Annotated in this window: 11 protein-coding genes; all 11 read right to left on the reverse strand. The window is 41.8% G+C overall.

The window, feature by feature from the left end; genetic code table 11:
* Positions 1-7: 7 nt before the first annotated feature.
* Positions 8-709: an L-ribulose-5-phosphate 4-epimerase gene (locus J0654_RS16705; RefSeq protein WP_207030267.1), complete on the reverse strand. Its 702-nt coding sequence runs from the start codon at positions 707-709 to the stop codon at positions 8-10.
* Between the two features lie 2 nt (positions 710-711).
* A complete protein-coding gene (locus J0654_RS16710; RefSeq protein ID WP_207030268.1) occupies positions 712-2388 on the reverse strand; it encodes a ribulokinase in 1677 nt (558 codons plus the stop codon).
* Positions 2389-2415: 27 nt separating this feature from the next.
* On the reverse strand, positions 2416-4347 hold the full coding sequence (locus tag J0654_RS16715; RefSeq protein WP_207030269.1) for a glycoside hydrolase family 97 protein: 1932 nt from the start codon (positions 4345-4347) through the stop codon (positions 2416-2418).
* Between the two features lie 3 nt (positions 4348-4350).
* Positions 4351-6363 carry an alpha-L-arabinofuranosidase C-terminal domain-containing protein gene (locus J0654_RS16720; RefSeq protein WP_207030270.1) on the reverse strand — a complete coding sequence of 671 codons (2013 nt, stop codon included), beginning with the start codon at positions 6361-6363 and terminating at the stop codon, positions 4351-4353.
* 20 nt (positions 6364-6383) lie between these two features.
* The gene (locus tag J0654_RS16725; protein ID WP_207030271.1) at positions 6384-8375 is read right to left on the reverse strand and encodes a glycoside hydrolase family 127 protein; all 1992 of its coding nucleotides are present in this window, start codon (positions 8373-8375) and stop codon (positions 6384-6386) included.
* Positions 8372-10276, reverse strand: coding sequence for a glycoside hydrolase family 43 protein (locus tag J0654_RS16730; RefSeq protein WP_207030272.1), 1905 nt, complete (start codon positions 10274-10276; stop codon positions 8372-8374). The genes J0654_RS16725 and J0654_RS16730 overlap by 4 nt, the downstream gene beginning before the upstream one ends.
* Positions 10273-11862 (reverse strand): glycoside hydrolase, encoded by a 1590-nt coding sequence (locus J0654_RS16735; protein ID WP_207030273.1) that lies wholly within the window; start codon positions 11860-11862, stop codon positions 10273-10275. Before J0654_RS16735 ends, J0654_RS16730 begins: the two co-directional genes overlap by 4 nt.
* A 6-nt stretch (positions 11863-11868) precedes the next feature.
* Positions 11869-12840, reverse strand: coding sequence for an arabinan endo-1,5-alpha-L-arabinosidase (locus J0654_RS16740; protein WP_207030274.1), 972 nt, complete (start codon positions 12838-12840; stop codon positions 11869-11871).
* Between the two features lie 15 nt (positions 12841-12855).
* Complete coding sequence (locus J0654_RS16745; protein WP_237686039.1) at positions 12856-13863, reverse strand: glycoside hydrolase family 43 protein; 1008 nt, start codon at positions 13861-13863, stop codon at positions 12856-12858.
* Between the two features lie 38 nt (positions 13864-13901).
* The gene (locus tag J0654_RS16750; RefSeq protein WP_207030275.1) at positions 13902-15449 is read right to left on the reverse strand and encodes an alpha-N-arabinofuranosidase; all 1548 of its coding nucleotides are present in this window, start codon (positions 15447-15449) and stop codon (positions 13902-13904) included.
* A 259-nt stretch (positions 15450-15708) separates the two neighbouring features.
* Positions 15709-18963, reverse strand: a complete 3255-nt coding sequence (locus tag J0654_RS16755) for a VCBS repeat-containing protein (RefSeq protein WP_207030276.1) — start codon at positions 18961-18963, stop codon at positions 15709-15711.
* Positions 18964-18966 lie beyond the last annotated feature (3 nt).

The following is an 18966-nucleotide window of genomic DNA, read 5'->3' on the forward strand; positions in this document are numbered from 1 at the left end:
AATTTGATTATTGACCGTAATAGGCGTTTTTGCCATGTTTACGTTCGTAGTGTTTTTTTATTAGTGAGTCTTTTAATCTAGGTGCCTCAGGATTTATCTGTAAGGTTAGATAGGCCATTTGGGCCACAGTTTCCAGTACTTTGGTATTATAAACCGCTTTGGCGGCATTTTTTCCCCAAGCAAATGGACCATGGTTTCCAATAAGCACCATTTCAACCTCGTTATAATCCAAATTTCTTTCTTTAAAACAGTCCAAAATCTGGATTCCCGTATTATGTTCATAATTTCCCTCGATCAATTCATCTGCCATTGGTGGTGCGCAAGGGATATCCTGTGTAAGGTGATCGGCATGTGTAGTTCCAAAAATTGGAATATCCTTTTGAGCCTGTGCCCAAGAAACGGAATACATGGCATGCGTATGGGCCACACCTCCAATATTTTCCCAGTTTTTATAAAGATAGCTATGGGTTTTCGTATCGGATGATGGCCTTAATCCTCCCTCTACCACATTATTATCGTAATCCATGATCACAATATCATCAGGTTTTAGAGTTTCGTAAGGTACGCCACTGGGTTTTATGGCAAAAACGCCATTGCCCCTGTCCACAGCGCTCACATTACCGAAGGTATATATGACAAGACCTAGGGCATTGAGTTCCATGTTTGCCTCGTAGCATTCTTCTTTGAGCGATTTATATTTTGAGCTCATGTTTACTTATTTTTATTGGTTTGTTCTTCCACAAAGCCTCCAAGTTCTTTATATTCTTCCAATATTTTGGCATATACTTCCACTTGTGAGGATTGTGGGAAATATTCTGCTTCAAAATCACTTCCCATTACTTTACTGGCCTCGATCACATTTTCGTAGATTCCAGAAGCAACAGCTGCATAGATTGCCGCACCCAAAGCAGGTGCTTGGTCCGATTCCGCAACTTTAATGGGCATGTTCAACACATTTGCCAAGGTTTGCATAATGAACGGTGATTTTCTGGCCACTCCACCGATACCGATTACGGTCTCTATTTTTACTCCTTCTTCCTCAAAACGATCCACGATCATTTTGGCGCCAAAACAAATGGCATTTACCAAAGATTTAAAAATATGTGGTGCCTTGGTTCCCAATGAAATTCCTGAAATCGCACTCTTCAATTCTTGATTGGCATCCGGTGTTCTTCGCCCATTCACCCAATCCAAGGCAACAGGTACTGCTTCGGACAAGGGAATTCCCTCAGCCTGTTCGGCCAAGGAACGAATAAATTTCGATTCCACTTCAGCCTTAAGTTCTTCTTTTTGAGCTTCGGAAAGGACCTTGGAATTTAAAACAAGGTTGTCTATCGGCCATTGCAATACGCTTTTGAACCATGCCAACACATCACCAAAAGCGGATTGACCTGCTTCAAGACCCACCATTCCCGGAATTACGGAACCATCGACCTGTCCACAGATTCCCTTAACGGTTTTGTCTCCCACAGCTTCATTGGAGGACACCATGATATCGCAGGTAGAGGTTCCCATTACCCGAACCAGGGCATGGTGGTCCACTTTGGCCCCTACCGCTCCTGCATGGGCATCAAAGGTTCCTACGGCTATTACTGTATTGGTAGTGAGTCCCAATTTGTCCGCCCACTCTTTATTTAAATGGCCAGCAATTTCGTTGGAGGTAAATGTTTCTTCATACAAATGATCGCGAAGTGATGCCAAGTATGGATCCAATTTGGACAAAAACTCTTTATCAGGTAGTCCGCCCCAGCTCTCATGCCACATGGCTTTGTGTCCTGCCGCACATCTACTTCTTTTAAATGCTTTTAAATCTTTTTCGTCCGCTAGTAGATAGGTAATAAAATCACAATGCTCCATCCAGGTGTGCGCAGCATCTATTACGCTTTTGTCCTGTCTGGCCACGTGTAATATTTTGGCCCAGAACCACTCGGAAGAATAAATTCCACCTTCAAACATGGTATAATCCACTCCTCCCCAGCTTCTCGCCAATTCGTTGATTTCATTAGCTTCATTAACAGCGGTATGATCTTTCCAAAGTACCATCATGGCATTTGGATTTTCCTCAAAACCCTTCACACAGGCCAATGCAGTACCATCTTTGGTCACGGGCATTGGGGAAGAGCCTGTGGTATCAATACAGATACCCTTCACAGTTTCTGGGGAAATGCCACTTTGCTCCATTACCGATGTTATGGTTTGTTCCAGTCCCTCAATATGGTCCAAAGGGTGTTGTCGGAATTGATTGATAGCAGGCTTACAGTACTTTTGTGCTTTCCATCTGGGGTACCAGAATATTTCGGACGCCAACTCCGCCCCATTTTGGGCGTCAATCATTACCGCTCTTACCGAGTCGGAACCATAATCAAGTCCTATTACGTATTTTTTCATTGCTCCTTAACTAACTTCTATTGTTCTTTATATTTTTATAACGAATCCTCCATAAGGCTCCACCTCTATTTCCGTAAGGGATTTGTCTATGGCTTTAATTCCGGGAATCTTTGTTCCATTATGGTAAAACAGCGTACCCGTTTGATTTTGCGTAAATGAAAGGTCGATTGACCATGATTTATCAACTCCTTCGCCGTTTATTCCCACAACATACCACTCGGTTCCCTTACGCCTGGCCATTATGACTTCTTTACCCGGATATCCCTGAATAAATTTCACCTCATCCCACTGTGTAGGCACCTGCTTTAATATTTCGACCACCGCTTTGGGCATTTTGGCCATTCCCTCAGGTATTTCAGCAATATGCTGTATGCCGGATGTGAACAAAATGGGGAGTGCCAATTCAAAAGTCGTTGTTGTTCTTCGGTCAATATGAGGTATACTATCCAGCACCATGGGGGTAAAATCCATAGGGTCATAAACATTTCTTGTAAAGGGAATTACCGCAGAGTGGCTAGGTTGAAGATCGGCAACCGCCTGATCAAATGTAACGAACTCCTCTCCTTTTATCGACTCCATGGTCATTAGGTTCGGGTAAGTACGGTGCCAGCCTCGTGGTAAAGTAGCCCCATGAAAGTTGATCAACAGACCATAGTCCGCGGCATCCTTCAAAATATCGTGATAGTATACAATCATGGATTGTCCGTCACCTCCGAAAAAGTCTATTTTTAATCCGCCCACACCCATTTTTTTAAGCTTGGCGAACTCTTCCCTTCTGTCTTTTGAATTCAATAGTTTGCTTTTTGGGGTATATTCGGTACTGTTCCAATCTCCTGAAGAATTGTACCATAGGATAATCTTTACTCCTTTTGAGGCTGCATAATCGATAAGTTCCTGCATTCGCTCATATCCGATTTTTTGGTCCCAATTCACATCAATCAAGGTATAGGGCCAGTTCATCGAAGCGGCATAGTCAATAAATTGATGCGATGTTTCGTAATCGATTTTATCATCTTTCAACAACACCCAGCTCCATGTCGCCAAACCACCTTTTACGGGAGTGGTGTCCATGGTAATTGCCGGAGCTGCCAAATCGGTTCCAAGGGTACTTTCTACAATTTGATCTAAATCACCAACGCTAATAATTCTCCATGGAGTTATGAAGGGCAATTTCCCTTTTGGCAATAAACCTCCTCCAGGAAATACTTCTTCTTTTTGAGGAAAGCTGACAGCTAATCCGTTTTTATCCTCCTCATAAATGAGTCTTGTTCCACAATAGTCTTCATGCAAATCGGTTTCGCTCACCAATAACCAAGAACCCCCAGTTTTGAACAAGGCAGGGTAAACATACCCTTCTCCAATAGGTGATGGCTCATCTACGGGAATCTCCATTTTATAATGTTCCTCATAGGAAGGGTTGGTCTCACTCCATCCGGTTTTTGCCTTTGACATGGGCTGCATCCAAGAAATTGTATTTTTAGGAAAACCATAGCTGGAAGATTCTCCCGTAATGGTGATAGGTTTCCCCTCATTACCCAAAACTCGATATCTAAATGCAAAACCTGTATTGGACAAGTTAAAATGACATTCCAATGTTATTCCACTTTCTGAAGAAAAGCTAACCACATATTTATTTGCACTATAGTTGATATCCTTTTGTTTGCCATGAAACATGGTGTAGGATTCAGAGATTTGTTGAACAGGTTTCTGTCTGTCAAGCGTCAGGCCTTTGGATAAATCAACATCTTCCAAAATGAGCCCGACATAGGAAGTATCCAAAACCATACTGTCCTTATGGAACAGTTGGTAAAAAGGTTTTCCTTCATCATCCAAAAACAACTCTGCCCGAAGCGTTCCTTCTTGGTTGGTCATGGACACACCACTTCCTTCCGGTTCACAACCGAAAAAGAATGCTGTTAGAACAAACAGCCACATGATGTTACCAACCCTATGCTTCATTTTCTACATGCTGATTTTATAGATTGAAAATGTCATCGATGGGATTTCTGCTTCTAGTACGTTACCATTTACAGAAGCGGTTCCTTCCTTAGGACTGATTTTCATCGGTTCTTCAAAGGAGTTTTCGGCCTCTAAATCATCCATTCCCATGGTTAACACCGTAACATTATCATTTACGCTACCTCCTGCTATCTCAACAGAAAGATTTTGACTTTGCTCGGATGTATTTACCACCTTAATGATCAACTCATTGGTATTCTCGTCTTTGACCGCACTGGCATAAAGCCCATCCTTTCCAATGATCTTATCACCATCTTCCGTTATTTTTAAAAGGTCTGTTCCTGGATTGGTGGAGTACATTTTTTGTACCTGATAGTTCGGCGTTCCGAACGATTCCAAATTGTTGAACCAAATCATGTCCGGTGTCCATTGCCAACCATCGGCATGCGCCATCAACGGTGCATAAGAAGTTAAGTGAACCACTTCTGCATTTCTTTCCAAACCGGTCATAAAGGCTGCCTCGGAAAGTGCAGACTCCCAGTTGTTCTTGTTCTCGGGACTTGCTATTGCCACGGTTTGTGCAGCGTACTCCCCTGCAAAAACCTTGGGTCCATTGCGGTCGTAACTATCATAGCGGTCTGCATTTTCACGGAACCATTCTGGTGGTTTGTAGTAGTGTTCATCCACAATTTCGGCATTCATTTGTTTTAATTGCTCCCAACCATATTCAAAGTAGTCTCCCTCCGGGAAAGGACCACTACCTGAAACAATAATGATTTCCGGATATTTGGATTTTATAGCTTGCTCAAACACTTTATATCTTTCGATGTATACAGGTCCCCACTGCTCATTCCCTATCCCAATATATTTCATATTGAAGGGTTCCGGATGGCCCATATCGGCACGTACCTGACCCCAAGGGGTGTTGGTGTCCCCATTAGCAAATTCAATCAAATCCAAGGCATCTTGTACATAAGGCCCCAACTCATCCATCGGGACCAATTCCCCAGTGTTAAACTGGCAAGCAATCCCACATCCCAAAATGGGAAGGGGCTCTGCCCCCATATCTTCTGACAATTGGAAGTATTCAAAGAACCCCAGACCAAAACTCTGATAGTAATCAGGTGTGGGTCGGTGTGCAAATTCGGTGTTCCAACGGTTTACCAATATTTCCCTATCCTCGATATCACCAACCGTTTTTTTCCATTGGTATCTTCGGGCCAAGGTCCTTCCTTCCACAATACATCCTCCAGGAAAACGAAGGAACCCAGGATTCAAATCGTCCAATAATTGAACTAGATCCTTACGTAGCCCTTTCTTTCGGCCTTTCCATGTATCTTGAGGAAAAAGGGAAATCATGTCCAAGTCAATTTCACCTTCACCCTCGAAAGTGATTTTGACCTTTGCCTTCATTTCAGTTTTGGATACTTCGAAGGTTGATTCGTAAGTCTTCCAAGAATCGCTATCGGGACTAATTGAAGTCTCTCCCAAAACATTGTCAAGGGAATCAATCACTTGGAGTTTAATTTTTTGGATGTCCCCAGAACGCTTGGCAGCATTTACCGAAAAGTCGTATTGAGCACCTTCCTTTACCCCCATACCGCGGAAGCCTTCATTAATAAGCACGTAGCCTTCATCGTTCTTGACCTCGACACGGGCAAAATTATGATTGGTTCCTTCTCCTGAATATTTGATGACCGATAAAATTCCCGACTCATTGTTATAGGAATGCCTATCACTATTGGGCTCCACCCAACCCGTTTTGGGCAGGGTAAACTCAAAAGAGCGGTTTTTGATCATTTCGGCATACAACCCACCATCTGCGGCAAAGTTGATATCCTCGAAAAAGATTCCGTACATCGTGGGTTGAATCTCAATTCCCATATCGGTAAGATCAACTACAAGATTTCGTTCAAGCGCACTTTTACTTTCGGAACTATCTGGCTTTTGATCTTTACAGGAAATAAGGCCTGAGACCAGAACCAACACTAAAAGTTGTTTAAATGAAAGCTTCATTTTGTTCTATATTGCTATTATTAATCTTCTTTGGTAGGCAACCAAACTTTCATTTTGCCAATACCACGGTTAGACCAGACGTAGTATGGAATAGCTGTCATTTCTTCATTAGAAACGGTATTTACACCACCTAAAAGGTCAGCATTCATTTCCACATTGAATTTTTCATCCGACGTTACACCAATCTGGTCAAAATTGATTTTGTTATCCACCTCTTCAATGGCATAAACAATAGGCCCATATTCCAAGGACATTTTACCTCTATCCTCCTCTACCAAAGGGTTAGCGATTACCTTTCTTACTTCCATTGGGAAATCCAAGGTTACAACATCACCACTTTCCCAAGTTCTTGTAATTGTGAAGTATCCATCTTCTTCGGCAGCTTCAACCTTCTCGCCATTTACACTTACCACATTATTTTCTTCCATTTGAGAAGCATAGTGATATAGATTACCAGGCAACACTTCATTTCTGGCCCATCCAGGAATTCTAAGTTTGATAGTGAACTCGCCAGCTTCTTCAGGTTTCACGGTAAGTTTTACTTTGCCATCCCATGGATAGGTTGTTTCCTGTGATACATTGACCTTATGGTCTTTAAGGTCAACTTCAGCTTCATTAGTAGCATACAAGTTCACAAATAAGGTGTTCTCTTGCTTGGAATAGATCAAACCAGGCATGGCAGGAATAAAACGAATCATATTGGTCGGGCAACAAGAGCAATCGAACCAATCAGATCTTGTACAAGCTCCTTGATTGAATTTGTATACACCATCTGCCTCCAAGGCGTTTGGGTAAAAGAATTGTTGACCGTCCAAGGATAGGCCAGAAATCAATCCATTGTAAAGGGTTCTTTCGATTACATCGAAATATTTAACATCGCCGGTCAAATTGTGCAATCTGTGGTTCCAATAAACATCTCCAATCGCAGCACAAGTTTCGTTATATGCTGTAAGGTTTGGCAATTCATAGTTTTCTCCGAAAGCCTCTCCTTCGTGCAATGCTCCAATACCACCGGTAACATACATTTTTTTGTTCACCATGTTATCCCACAGTGCATTAACAGCCTTTAAATAAGCTGTGTCTTTTTGGATAGCGGCAATATCCGTCATTGCTGCGTACATATAAACAGCACGTACAGCATGACCCACTACTTCGTCCTGATCTACTACTGGAACATGATCTTGCGAATAAGGTCCGAAGAGTTCGTGGTTTTCTGGGTCCCCACGGTGATCCAAGAAGTATTTTGCCAAATCCATATACTCTTTCTTACCGGTAACCTGATACAGTTTGATCAACCCTGTTTCAATGATTTGGTGACCTGGAACAGCAGCTATTTTACCTTCGCCATCGCCAAAAGTCTCTACCATTAAGTCGGCATTTTTAATGGCGATATCCAAGAAGTTTCTTTTACCTGTAGCTTTATAATGAACTACGGCAGCCTCGAATAAGTGACCTGCATTGTACAATTCGTGACTCATAAAAAGTGACTCCCATCGCTCTCCGTTTTTCACTTCTACCCACTCTGCTGGTGGATTGGCAGGATCAATTGTTCTCCATGTGGTAAGGTAACCGTCTTTTTCCTGTCCCACTTTAATAATGGACACCAAAGAATCCATTAACTTTTCCAGCTGCGGATTTGGTGAACTGATCAAGGAATTGGAGGCACCTTCAATAATTTTATAAACGTCGGTATCATCAAAAGGCATTTCCCCTCTAACGGTACCTTGCATTTCACCACCGGCTATCAAAAAGTTGTCGAACCTTCCTTCTTCCTCACATTTTTCGATGGCATACTCAATGGTTTTGTTCTGTACCCTTTCAATTATGGGCAACCAAAACTCATCCTTGAGCTTTACGTTTCTGATATCTACAGCTTCAATAGGATAGCCCGTGGAACTCACGGCCATTTCCGGTCCTTTGTCTTCAACTACATCCTGCTTGGCTTCCTGCTTACAGCTAATGAATAGTCCAATGGTAGTCGCGGTTAATAGTATGTGCTTGATTGTTCTCATTGTCCTTGATTATTAAAATTTACCTTTATTATGTGTCCAGTTTGTTTAAAATTCAATAGGTCCATGCATACCTCCCTATGATAGCCGGCAGCATCTCCCATGTTGATGCCGTTTGGTACCGAAAATCGGTGGTATACGATATGCCATTCATCGGTATTCGGAACATTGATTACCGAATTGTGCCCTGTTCCATAAAACCCTTTTTCAGGGGCTTTCTCCAACACAATGTTATCTTCAGGAATCGTTAGTGGCCCTGTTGGGCTATCCGACATGGCATATCTGACCTTATAATCGGGGCTGCGGGTATCGTCCTCGCTCCACAAGAAATAATAGATGCCATTTCTGTAAAAAACCTCTGTTCCCTCCCTGTAGGTAGCATCCGGGGTCAATACTTTAATGGTTTCTTTTTTTATGGAGACCATATCGTTGTTAAGTTCTGCCACGGCCATATATCCATTGCCCCAATAGAGATATGATTTTCCCGTTTTGGGATCGGTGAACACGTCAGGGTCTATTTCTTGTCCGCCTTCCACTCCTCTTGGCTTAAAATCGATCAATGCCTTGCCGGAATCCACAAATGGACCATTCGGATTGTCCGAAACTGCCACCCCAATTTTTTGGGCTGCGGTGAAGTAATAATAATATTTTGTTTCGCCATTTGTGGTTTTTTCAATGGCTGCCGGTGCCCATGCATTCCTGTCTGCCCAGACCACATCCTTTTTTAGATCCAAGATTGTTCCTTCATCTTTCCAATCAATAAGGTTTTTCGAAGAAAATGTCTTGAAATAATCCCCGCTCCAACCTGTAAAGCCATCGGATGTTGGATACAGATAAAATTTATTGGTTTTGTTGGAGTACAAAATTTCAGGATCGGCATAATAGCCTTCCAAGATCGGATTGCTCTTCAATTCCGGATACGCCGAAGGTTTGTCCCATTTACCAAACAGACGCTTTAACTCCGTTCGGGTAACCGGCAAAACGGTACCGTGCCTCGGATGGAAATCCATGGATATTTGGTCATCAATAATTTCAAAACTGTTCAAATCGGTGCTACTGGTAAATTGGTAGCTCCCTTTCATGTACACATCGTACATCAAAATGTAGGTGTCCGTATTGTTCAGCTTAAAAATCGAAGAACCTTCCACTGCTTCGTTAGTCTGTTGTTTGTAATCGTCTTCCTCTGCCCAATTGCCTGAGGTCAAATCCCGGGTTGTCGCGTGCTTTATACCATTTCCGTGTCCTTCGGTTTTGTAGAACAAATGATAGACACCATCCTTCTCTACAATGTCGCCATCAATACAGGATTTGCCATTTTTGGGAAAGAACAATTGTTGTGGTTCACTTTCCAAATCCGTGAAGTCCTTGTTAGCGTGGGCATAATAAATAATATCTGGTTCGTTCCCATGCTTCATGGAAAAATACACCATGTACTTTCCTGCTTTTTTATCGTAAACGGTTTGAGGTGCCCATACACGTTTCAAATCTTCATGTCCATCGAACCTTTCCTGAATGTTCACTACACTGGATTCCCAATTGACCAGGTCGTTTGATTTCAACAATACCATGGCCCTATTGGAGTCCCATCCTTTATGGGATGTCATGTCCGTAACAACCATATAAAATGTTTTGCCGTCCTCCCCCCTTAGTATATGTGGATCACGTACACCTCCCGTGGAACTGATCTTTTTAGAATCCAATACAGGTTCGTTCCCATTGAGGGCATAATAATTCAACCCATCTGGACTGACCGCAAAATGAATCGATTCGTCCTCTACGCTGTTTCCTGTAAAATAGGTGAACAAGTAACCAGATAAATCTTTTTGCAAAACACCTGGACCCTGTGCGAATATGTTCACAGCCCAAAAGAAAACAACGAATATGACTAGCACCACCTTTTTCATATTTCATCCGTTTTTTGAAGTACCAAAGTCGAAATGGACCTTTTGGGCAATTCTATTTGTTCCGGCATTGACCCTTCAGCCTGTTTATCCAAATTGATATTTGAATCCGCATTTGTTAAGTAATGCTTGTAATATTTATAGTTTTCCCACTGCTTCCCATCCAAGGCAACTGTTGCTTCCTCTTCGGAATAGTTGACCAAAACCATGGTCAATGCATCATTGGTCAAGTCCAAATAAGCAGAAACCATTAAATTTTGAGCCTCTTCTTTTGGCATCAATCCGCTAGAGACATCAACCCGTTTCATCCCGGGTTTTATGAAATAGCTGTAATGCCCCATGGCCCATAATGTTTTTACTGGGTAAAACTCCCCATCTGTATGATTTTCGTTGGGGTTTAGTGCTATGAAATAATATCTGGTATCGAAATCTGGGCTTCCAGGCTCCATACTGTTCCAAAATTGCCATGCACTGGCATTTGCCACTGTGAGATCAAAATGAATGACCTTGGCCAAGAACAATGCACAATCCATTGCACTACGTTTTCCTTCTTCCCCTTCTCTAAATCCATTGGCCAACATGGAGTATTCGGATTGCCAAAAATCAACTTCATGTGAAGTTGTAACATTTTGAACATTTTGTCGAATATGGATCATGGTAGTATCCGGAGTATCGGTAAAGTAACTGTGTCCGGCCACCACGGGAGCTACATGGCTCAAATCCCCCACATATAGTGAACTCTTCGGAGAGAATAACGCTGACACTTGCTCAGCTGCCGTTCCATATCCATCGTACAGAAAGTTAAGTTGGGCTGACTCCGACAGTAAAATTTTGGTATCCAAATCCCGGTCAGCCAAATTTGTATCCAGCAATTTTGTCAATTTTGAAATGTCTTCGTTGCTCCAAGGAGACCCTTCCTGTTTGGCGTTACCTACTTCGCCAAACCAATCCCATTGTGGTTCGTTTACAGGACTCACATAATCAAAATGAATTCCTTCCTCTTCAAAATGGTTGATAACAGTTGCCAAAAACTCGGCAAAGTCATCAAACTTATCTTCTTTTAGATTGGTCTTTTTATCCTTTTCGGTTTTAAAACCCAAACCGTTTTTCGTGAATTGAACAGGAGGCGAATTGGAAAATGCAATCAATTTTTCCACTCCATATTCCTTTGCTTTCTGAACCAACCACAAATAACCGGATTGTTTGCTCCAGTCATAGGTGCCATTGCGATTTTGGAAGCATTCCACTCGTTTTCTAAAGTCGCTGATACCACTTTGCTCACCTTGCTCAAAGGTTCCAGCACCAATATTGAATCTCCAGGCGGATAAACCTATTCCCTCAGGGTTTCCATTGGGATCCATCTCTTTGCTGAACAATAATTTGGCTATTTCTTCTTTTTTGTCCTTTGGCCAATGCTTTCCAACACCTTCACCAAACCAACATGCAGCTGCGCCAAAATTATCTATGGTCTGGTAGGCAATATCCGTATTGATGGATAATTTGTATTCCTTTTGGGCAAAAACAAGGCTTGTCCCCAAAAACAACATTGGGAAAACACTACACCATATATTTTTTGCCAGAATACTCATATTTATTTAGCTCATTGGTTTTACCTTGGGCCAACCATTGACCCATTCTATTTTCTTGGTCACTAATTTGGGACGGCCATTGTCTTTGGCATCATACGCATGCGAAAAGAAATAATCCTTTCCATTAAAACTATAGGCACTGTTGTGCCCAACACCATACCAATTTTTGTTTCCTTGAATCACCAAAGTACCTCCTCCACCTGCCAAATCCTTACCATTGGCATCCAAATAAGGACCGGTAACCGATGTAGATCGCCCTACCACTACTTTATAAGTACTGTTCTCTCCTCTACAACATAAGTCCCAGGACAAGAACAAATAGTAATAGTCATCTTTTTTAAAGATGAAGGGAGCTTCCAATGCTGCATCACCAGGGTTTATGTCCGCTAAATCAAAGCTTCGTTCCCTCCTAGCTATAGTGTACCATTCTTGTGGCTCTGCGATTTTCAATAACGAATCATCTAGTTTTACCATTTTTAAACCGTCCCAAAAGGATCCGAAAGCCATCCATGGAGTATTATTTTCATCAAATACAATATTGGGATCTATAGCATTCCACATATCCCTGTTCGGATGGGACTGAACCACAATACCATGATCTGCCCAACCATAATCAGGATTGGATGTATCTAAAGATTTTGTTGTTGCCACTCCTATGGCCGAAGTATTTTTAGCAAAAGCGGAAACAGAATAGTAGAGATAATACTGTCCGTTATGTTCAATGACATCTGGAGCCCAAATATGATTTTCAAAATTTGGAACTACATTATCCGTCCAGTTAGGTTTTTCACCAAACACGGGTTGTCCCATCTCCCAATTCTGGAGATCGGTAGAAGTAAAATGGGAAATTCCTTTACCTGTACAGAATAAGTGATAACTACCACTCTCTTCAATAACAACAGGATCATGAACCACAGGTGCTTGTTGCGACCAGCTCAACGTAGTCAGACCAAACATTAAAATTGTTATGAGGTTCATAGTTCCTTTCACGATTTACTTTTGAATTCCTTCGGATGTCATCACCACCCGTTTTAAAGTTCCATCTTGGTTATAAAAAAGTTCGTCTATACACACCGAACGTCTAAAACTTCCACCATTGGGTTGGATTCCTCCCGTGTGATAGATAAAATAATCCTTGCCCTTATATTCTAGAATAGCCTGATGATTGGTGTTCGTATTTCCGGCCAATTCGTTCAATATTCCTTTATACTCCCAAGGTCCTTCCAATGATTTACTCATTGCATATGCCGTTTTTTCGGGGAATTGATAAGCATAGCTCAGATAGTACCAATCACCCTTTTTATGTATATAAGGTGCCTCGGTAAAGTGAGGAAGATCTATACTTTTGATTTCACCGTCCAATTCAATCATATTGTCTTTGAGCTTGGCATAATAGCATGCGGTATTTCCCCAAAAGAGATAGGCTTGACCATCATCGTCTATAAAAACGGTCGGGTCTATATCGTCCCATGAAATGTCCGTGGCCTTTGTCATATCATTGGTGATCAACGCTTCCCCAATGGCATCTTCGAAAGGCCCCACTGGACTATCAGCAACCGCCACTCCTATGGACTTCCCGGGAATCGTGGCATGTTCGGTGGTTATATACCAATAAAATTTACCATTGCGCTCAATTACTTGAGCAGCCCAAGCATCAGCTTTGGCCCATTCAAAATCGGAGACTTTAAGAGGTACTGGATGCGATTCCCAATCCACCATATTCGTCGATGAAAACACCAACCACTCGTTCATTTTATAAAAGTGGAAATCGTTGGGCGCCTCATCATGACCCGCGTATAAATAAACCGTATCCTTATGAACAATGGCTGCTGGGTCGGCAGTGAATACATCCGTTATTATAGGATTGTTTATTTCTTTCTTTTCAACTTCAGGATCCTGTTGGCTTTCAGCAACAACATCCTTCTTTTGATTACACGCCAAAAACAGAAAAATCAACCCTATTAAAATTCCTTTCCTCATGTCTTTATTTCCGTTGCCCATAGCTTTTGAAAGTGTTTTATTTTCCTCGGAGCAACTACTTATTCTCCTTTAAGTACCAGTACAGAAAATGGTGGCAGTTCAACCTCAGCAATTCCTTTTTTTACTTTGATGGTAGAAAACTCTTTGGGTTGAATGGCCCCTGGGGTTTCAAAAGAATTATAGTCCTGAAGGTTATCTGAAGTCAAAATAATTCCAGACAGGCGTTTTACACCCAAACCTTCCAATGAAAGATTGATGTTATGTTTTTTGTGCGCATCAATATTTACCAAGGAAACATGTACAGTTCCTGATTCATTCTTTGAAGCTGAAACTGAAATTGCCGGCAACTCTTCTCCTTCAAATTTGTATGTAGGCGAATTGAACTCGACAGGCAATAGTTTTGCATCTTGGTGCACATTGTACATTTTCATGACATGATAGGTCGGGGTCAACAACATTTTTTCACCTTCGGTCAATACAACTGCCTGCAAGACATTTACAGTTTGGGCCAAATTGGCCATTTTTACTCTTTCCGCATGATTGTTGAAAATATTGAGGGTCGTACCTGCGATCATTGCATCCCTCATGGTGTTCTGTTGATATAGAAATCCTGGATTGGTGCCTTCCATTACCTCATACCATCCTCCCCATTCATCCACGACCAATGCGATGGTATTATCGGGGTCATACTTATCCATTATGGCAGAATGCTTTGTAACAAGCGTATCCATTTTCAATGCAGTTTTCATTGTGGAGAAGTACTGTTCCTCGCTATAGTCGATAGAGGAACCCTTTTCGTTCCATTCCACAAAAGAATAGGAGTGCAATGCAACACCTTCAATTAAATGTTTTGGAACATCCCTCATCAAAACCTCTGTCCAATGATAATCGTCCACATTGGCACCAGAGGCAATACGGAAAAGTCCATCGCTATTGGTCCAGTCGGTCATAAAAGTCGCATACTGACGATATACATCCGCATAATGCTCTGCAGTCATATTACCACCACAGCCCCACATTTCATTTCCAACACCCCAATACTTTACGTTCCAGGGTTCTTCGCGTCCATTTTCTTTGCGCCACTCGGCCATGGGACTTCCACCCTCATGAAGCACATACTCAACATATTCAGTAAATTCCTTTACCGTACTACTTCCCACATTGGCGGCCAAATAAGGTTCCGCCCCAAGGGTTTCGCATAGGTTTAGAAAATCGTGTGTGCCAAAGCTATTGTCCTCGGTAACACCTCCCCACCATCTGTTCACCATAGTAGGTCTTTCATCTTTTGGACCAACACCATCCTTCCAATGATAGGTGTCCGCAAAACATCCTCCGGGCCACCTAAGGTTTGGAATCTGTAACTCTTTTAAAGCATCAATGATATCATTTCGTACACCCGCAGTATTCGGGACAACACTTTCTTCACCAACATAAAGCCCTCCGTAAATACATCTTCCCAAATGCTCAGAAAAATGTCCATAAATATGCTTGCTTATCATTGGAGCCTCCGACTCTTCAACCACTTTAACCAGTGTTACGTCTTGCGCCGAGGTATAAACAGATAAAATACAGGTCAACAAGAACGTAGAATATTTTAGAATTTTCATGTGCAGAATCTTTGTTAAAAAAAGACCACGATCAAGACCGTGGTCTTAAAAATTACTAAACTTAAATTAAACCATTTATAAGATGTACCACCCACATTTCGAGGCCTGTCTTTTTAAATGTGTCTATTTTACATTTATAAAATAACGAAAGATTTTTCTCTAAAACAAATAATTCCAATAAATAAGTGTTTAAAAAACACTATTAAGTAGTTCAAGGGATTAAATTATTGCTTTTTAGACTAGGTCCCTTTTGGAGATCTCAGGGATTGATCCTATAGAATTGAAGTTTTCCACTGTTTAACCCAATCAATGGCCCATTGCTTTTACCGAGGCTTATGTTCTTGATAAAATTTGCATTTCCTATGCTGTGCAAGCCAGATTTTTTTGAATGTATTTCCTTGAAAAACCCATTTCCATCTCCCAATAACATTCCCCCCATCGATGAATTGATACGACCTATGGACGGAGCCAAACCTGAAAAATTCCCTACATATACGACATCCTTGATTCCGTCCCCATTATAATCGTGCACTTCAAAATCGTTTATGGGAGCCATTTGGGTAAAACCTGGAAGTGGCTTCATCTCATAGGAGTCACTTTCGGTGCGATACAAAATTTGGGATTGAAGCGTAAAAACCTCAAGGCTTATTGCATTTTCACGTAACTCTGAGGTAAAAATTTCATCAGCGCTTTTATTGGCAAAACTAGCATATTTGTTGAATACCCTTCCCATAAAGGGCATTTGCCGTTTTAGTTCATCCAAAGTACTGAAAACCCTATCCTTTCCATCTTTATATTGCACCAAAATAGGGTCTACCTGACCATTACCGTCCCAATCCTTTACCCAGAGCTTTAAAGGATGTTCCGAAGAGGCCTCCAAACCTGAATTGCTTCCTAGGTTGCCCAACAACAATTCTTCAGTGCCATCATTGTTTGTATCAATCAAATCGACAGCATTCCACCAGCCATTGGACTTTGGTATTTCCTCCAAAGTGATTTTTTTGCCATGGGCTACCACCTTGGTTATCGGCATCCACTCACCTACCACCCAGAGCACTTTTTGGTCTTGGTCCCAAACAGCATCCGTTACCATTCCCAATTGTGAAAGCACTTGATCTTGATCCGATTCGAATCCATTATCGCCATTGTTCCAAAGCATATGGCTTTTTGGAGACAACCCATAACTTCCAGGAACCGAACGTGAACCAATAAAAAGATCTATATCGCCATCATCATCAAAGTCCTCGGCCACCACTACAGATCCATTGGAAATAATATTTGGAACGCTATCATCTCTTTGAAATTTCCCTCCACTGTTTTTATAGAGCCTATCCCTGTTTTTTTCAGCACTTTTTGCCTCACCACTTCCCGCTACCACATAAAGATCAAGGTCTCCATTACCGTCTGCATCAAAAAAGACTGCGTCCACATCTTCGGACATCTTATCTTGTTCAAAGGCCGGAATCCCCATTTTTTCAAAATGAAATCCATCTTCAGTTTGTTTTTGAAGGAATAATCGGGAAGCCTGTCCACTGGCACCTCCCACAAAAACATCTTCCAAACCGTCTCCATTAACATCACCAATGCACAGAGCAGGGCCTTCGGTAGATAGTTTATGGGGAATTAGCGTTTCAACATTAAAATCGATGAATTTGTTTTCTTGGTGCACAAAATCAAGTCCAATACTGTCGACAGGAACAAAAAAGGTAGGTTCCTCTTTTTTGGATCGGTTTTCTTCCGAAGCTTCTTTGTACTTTAAAACCAGGGTGCCATTTACACTTACATTCTTTGATTTTTGAACCATACCATCCGGCCATTGCACCTGAACGTATGCTATATTCGGGTTTTTCCCCAAACCAAAGTTCAGGGCATGCTCCGAAGATGACAGCCACCCCCGGACAGGGTACATTTCCTGAACCAATGTTTGTTCCTTCAACTTGACCTCCACTTTTGCACCAACTCCGTATGGATTTTCAGCACTTCCTTCCAACTTTACTTTTAAGTAATTGTTTTGGGTGGTTTCGGCATTGTTTTTATATAAAGTAGAGGGAGCATTCAAGTTGTTCAGTACCAAATCAAGGTCTCCATCATTATCAAAATCTGCATAAGCAGCCCCCATGGAGCAGCCCGTTAAGTCCAAGCCCCATTCCTTGCCCACATTTTTAAATTTTAGGCTTCCCTCATTTTTATAGGCATAGTTGGGGACCTTTCCTTCCGGCATTTTTTGTGCGAGCTGCAAACTTGGCACTTTACCTGCTCTTACCGGATAATCGTATTTTATGTAATCCAGATCATTGGGTCTTCGGAGGATGCCATTGGTAATGTAAATATCCTTGTGGCCATCGTTATCATAATCCGCTAAAAGCACGGACCAACTCCAATCGGTGGCCTCTACCCCAGCATATCGGGCCAACTCACTAAATCTTGTGTGTCCAGAGATATTCCCTTGATTGAGCTGCAGCATGTTTCGAGGACTTTGCTCCCCAAAACCAAAACTCTTTTTGTATTCATAAATATAATAAGGGTCCTCACCTGCACTACTTTTACGAATCACTTCCTTTTCCGGCTTCATGTCAAGGGTCATAACATCTATAAGACCATCATTGTTCATATCGGCGGCATCGCTACCCATAGAGAAATTACTACTTAGGTCCATACTGTTGGCTATCCCTTCCTTAAATGTTCCATCACATTGGTTATAGTATAGATAATCATTGTCGTGAAAATCATTGGAGACATAAATATCAGGGCAACCATTATTATCCACATCCGTGACCAATGCAGAAAGTCCGTAACCTATTGCCCCTCCATAAATCCCTGCCAACTCACTAACATCGTGGAAGTATCCGTTGTTGTTTTGCAACAAACGATCACCGGAAAGACTATCCCGAACTGTTCTTTTCTCTGCTTTTACGTAGACATCGGCTTCATGCACAGAATGGTTCAACTGGAACATATCCAAATCCCCATCACCATCATAATCAAAAAACAGAGCTTGTTGACCATAGCCTTTTAGATCTAGGCCATAATCCTTAGCTTTTTCGGTAAAAGTACCGTCCGTATTGTTTATAAAGAGGAGATTATGCCCTTCAAACCTTTTTCCATCCGCGACTTGTGATACATAAATATCCAACCACCCATCGGCATTGACATCGGCTACTGTAACTCCCGTGGTCCAATTCTTAGAACCTATCAGGCCTTGCACCCCGGCTTTTTGGGTCGCATCGATAAATTGAAAATTTCCTTGATTTATATAAAGTTTGTTGGCCACTTGGTTGCCTGTAAAGTAAATATCAGGCAATCCATCCTTATTGAAGTCTCCTACTCCAACACCACCCCCATTGTATGCGTACAGGTATTCATTTATGTTGATGGAATCTGTCTCGTTCAACTGGTTTACAAAACCAATACCGCTGCTGGAAGTGGGAACAGTAGAAAAGAGCGTGTCGTTTCTATTGCACCCCAGCATAAGTAGAAGCATCAAAACAATCCCGATAAAGCCACTTCTGAACATCTC

The organism is Flagellimonas profundi, from assembly GCF_017313275.1.
Lineage (GTDB): Bacteria > Bacteroidota > Bacteroidia > Flavobacteriales > Flavobacteriaceae > Flagellimonas > Flagellimonas profundi.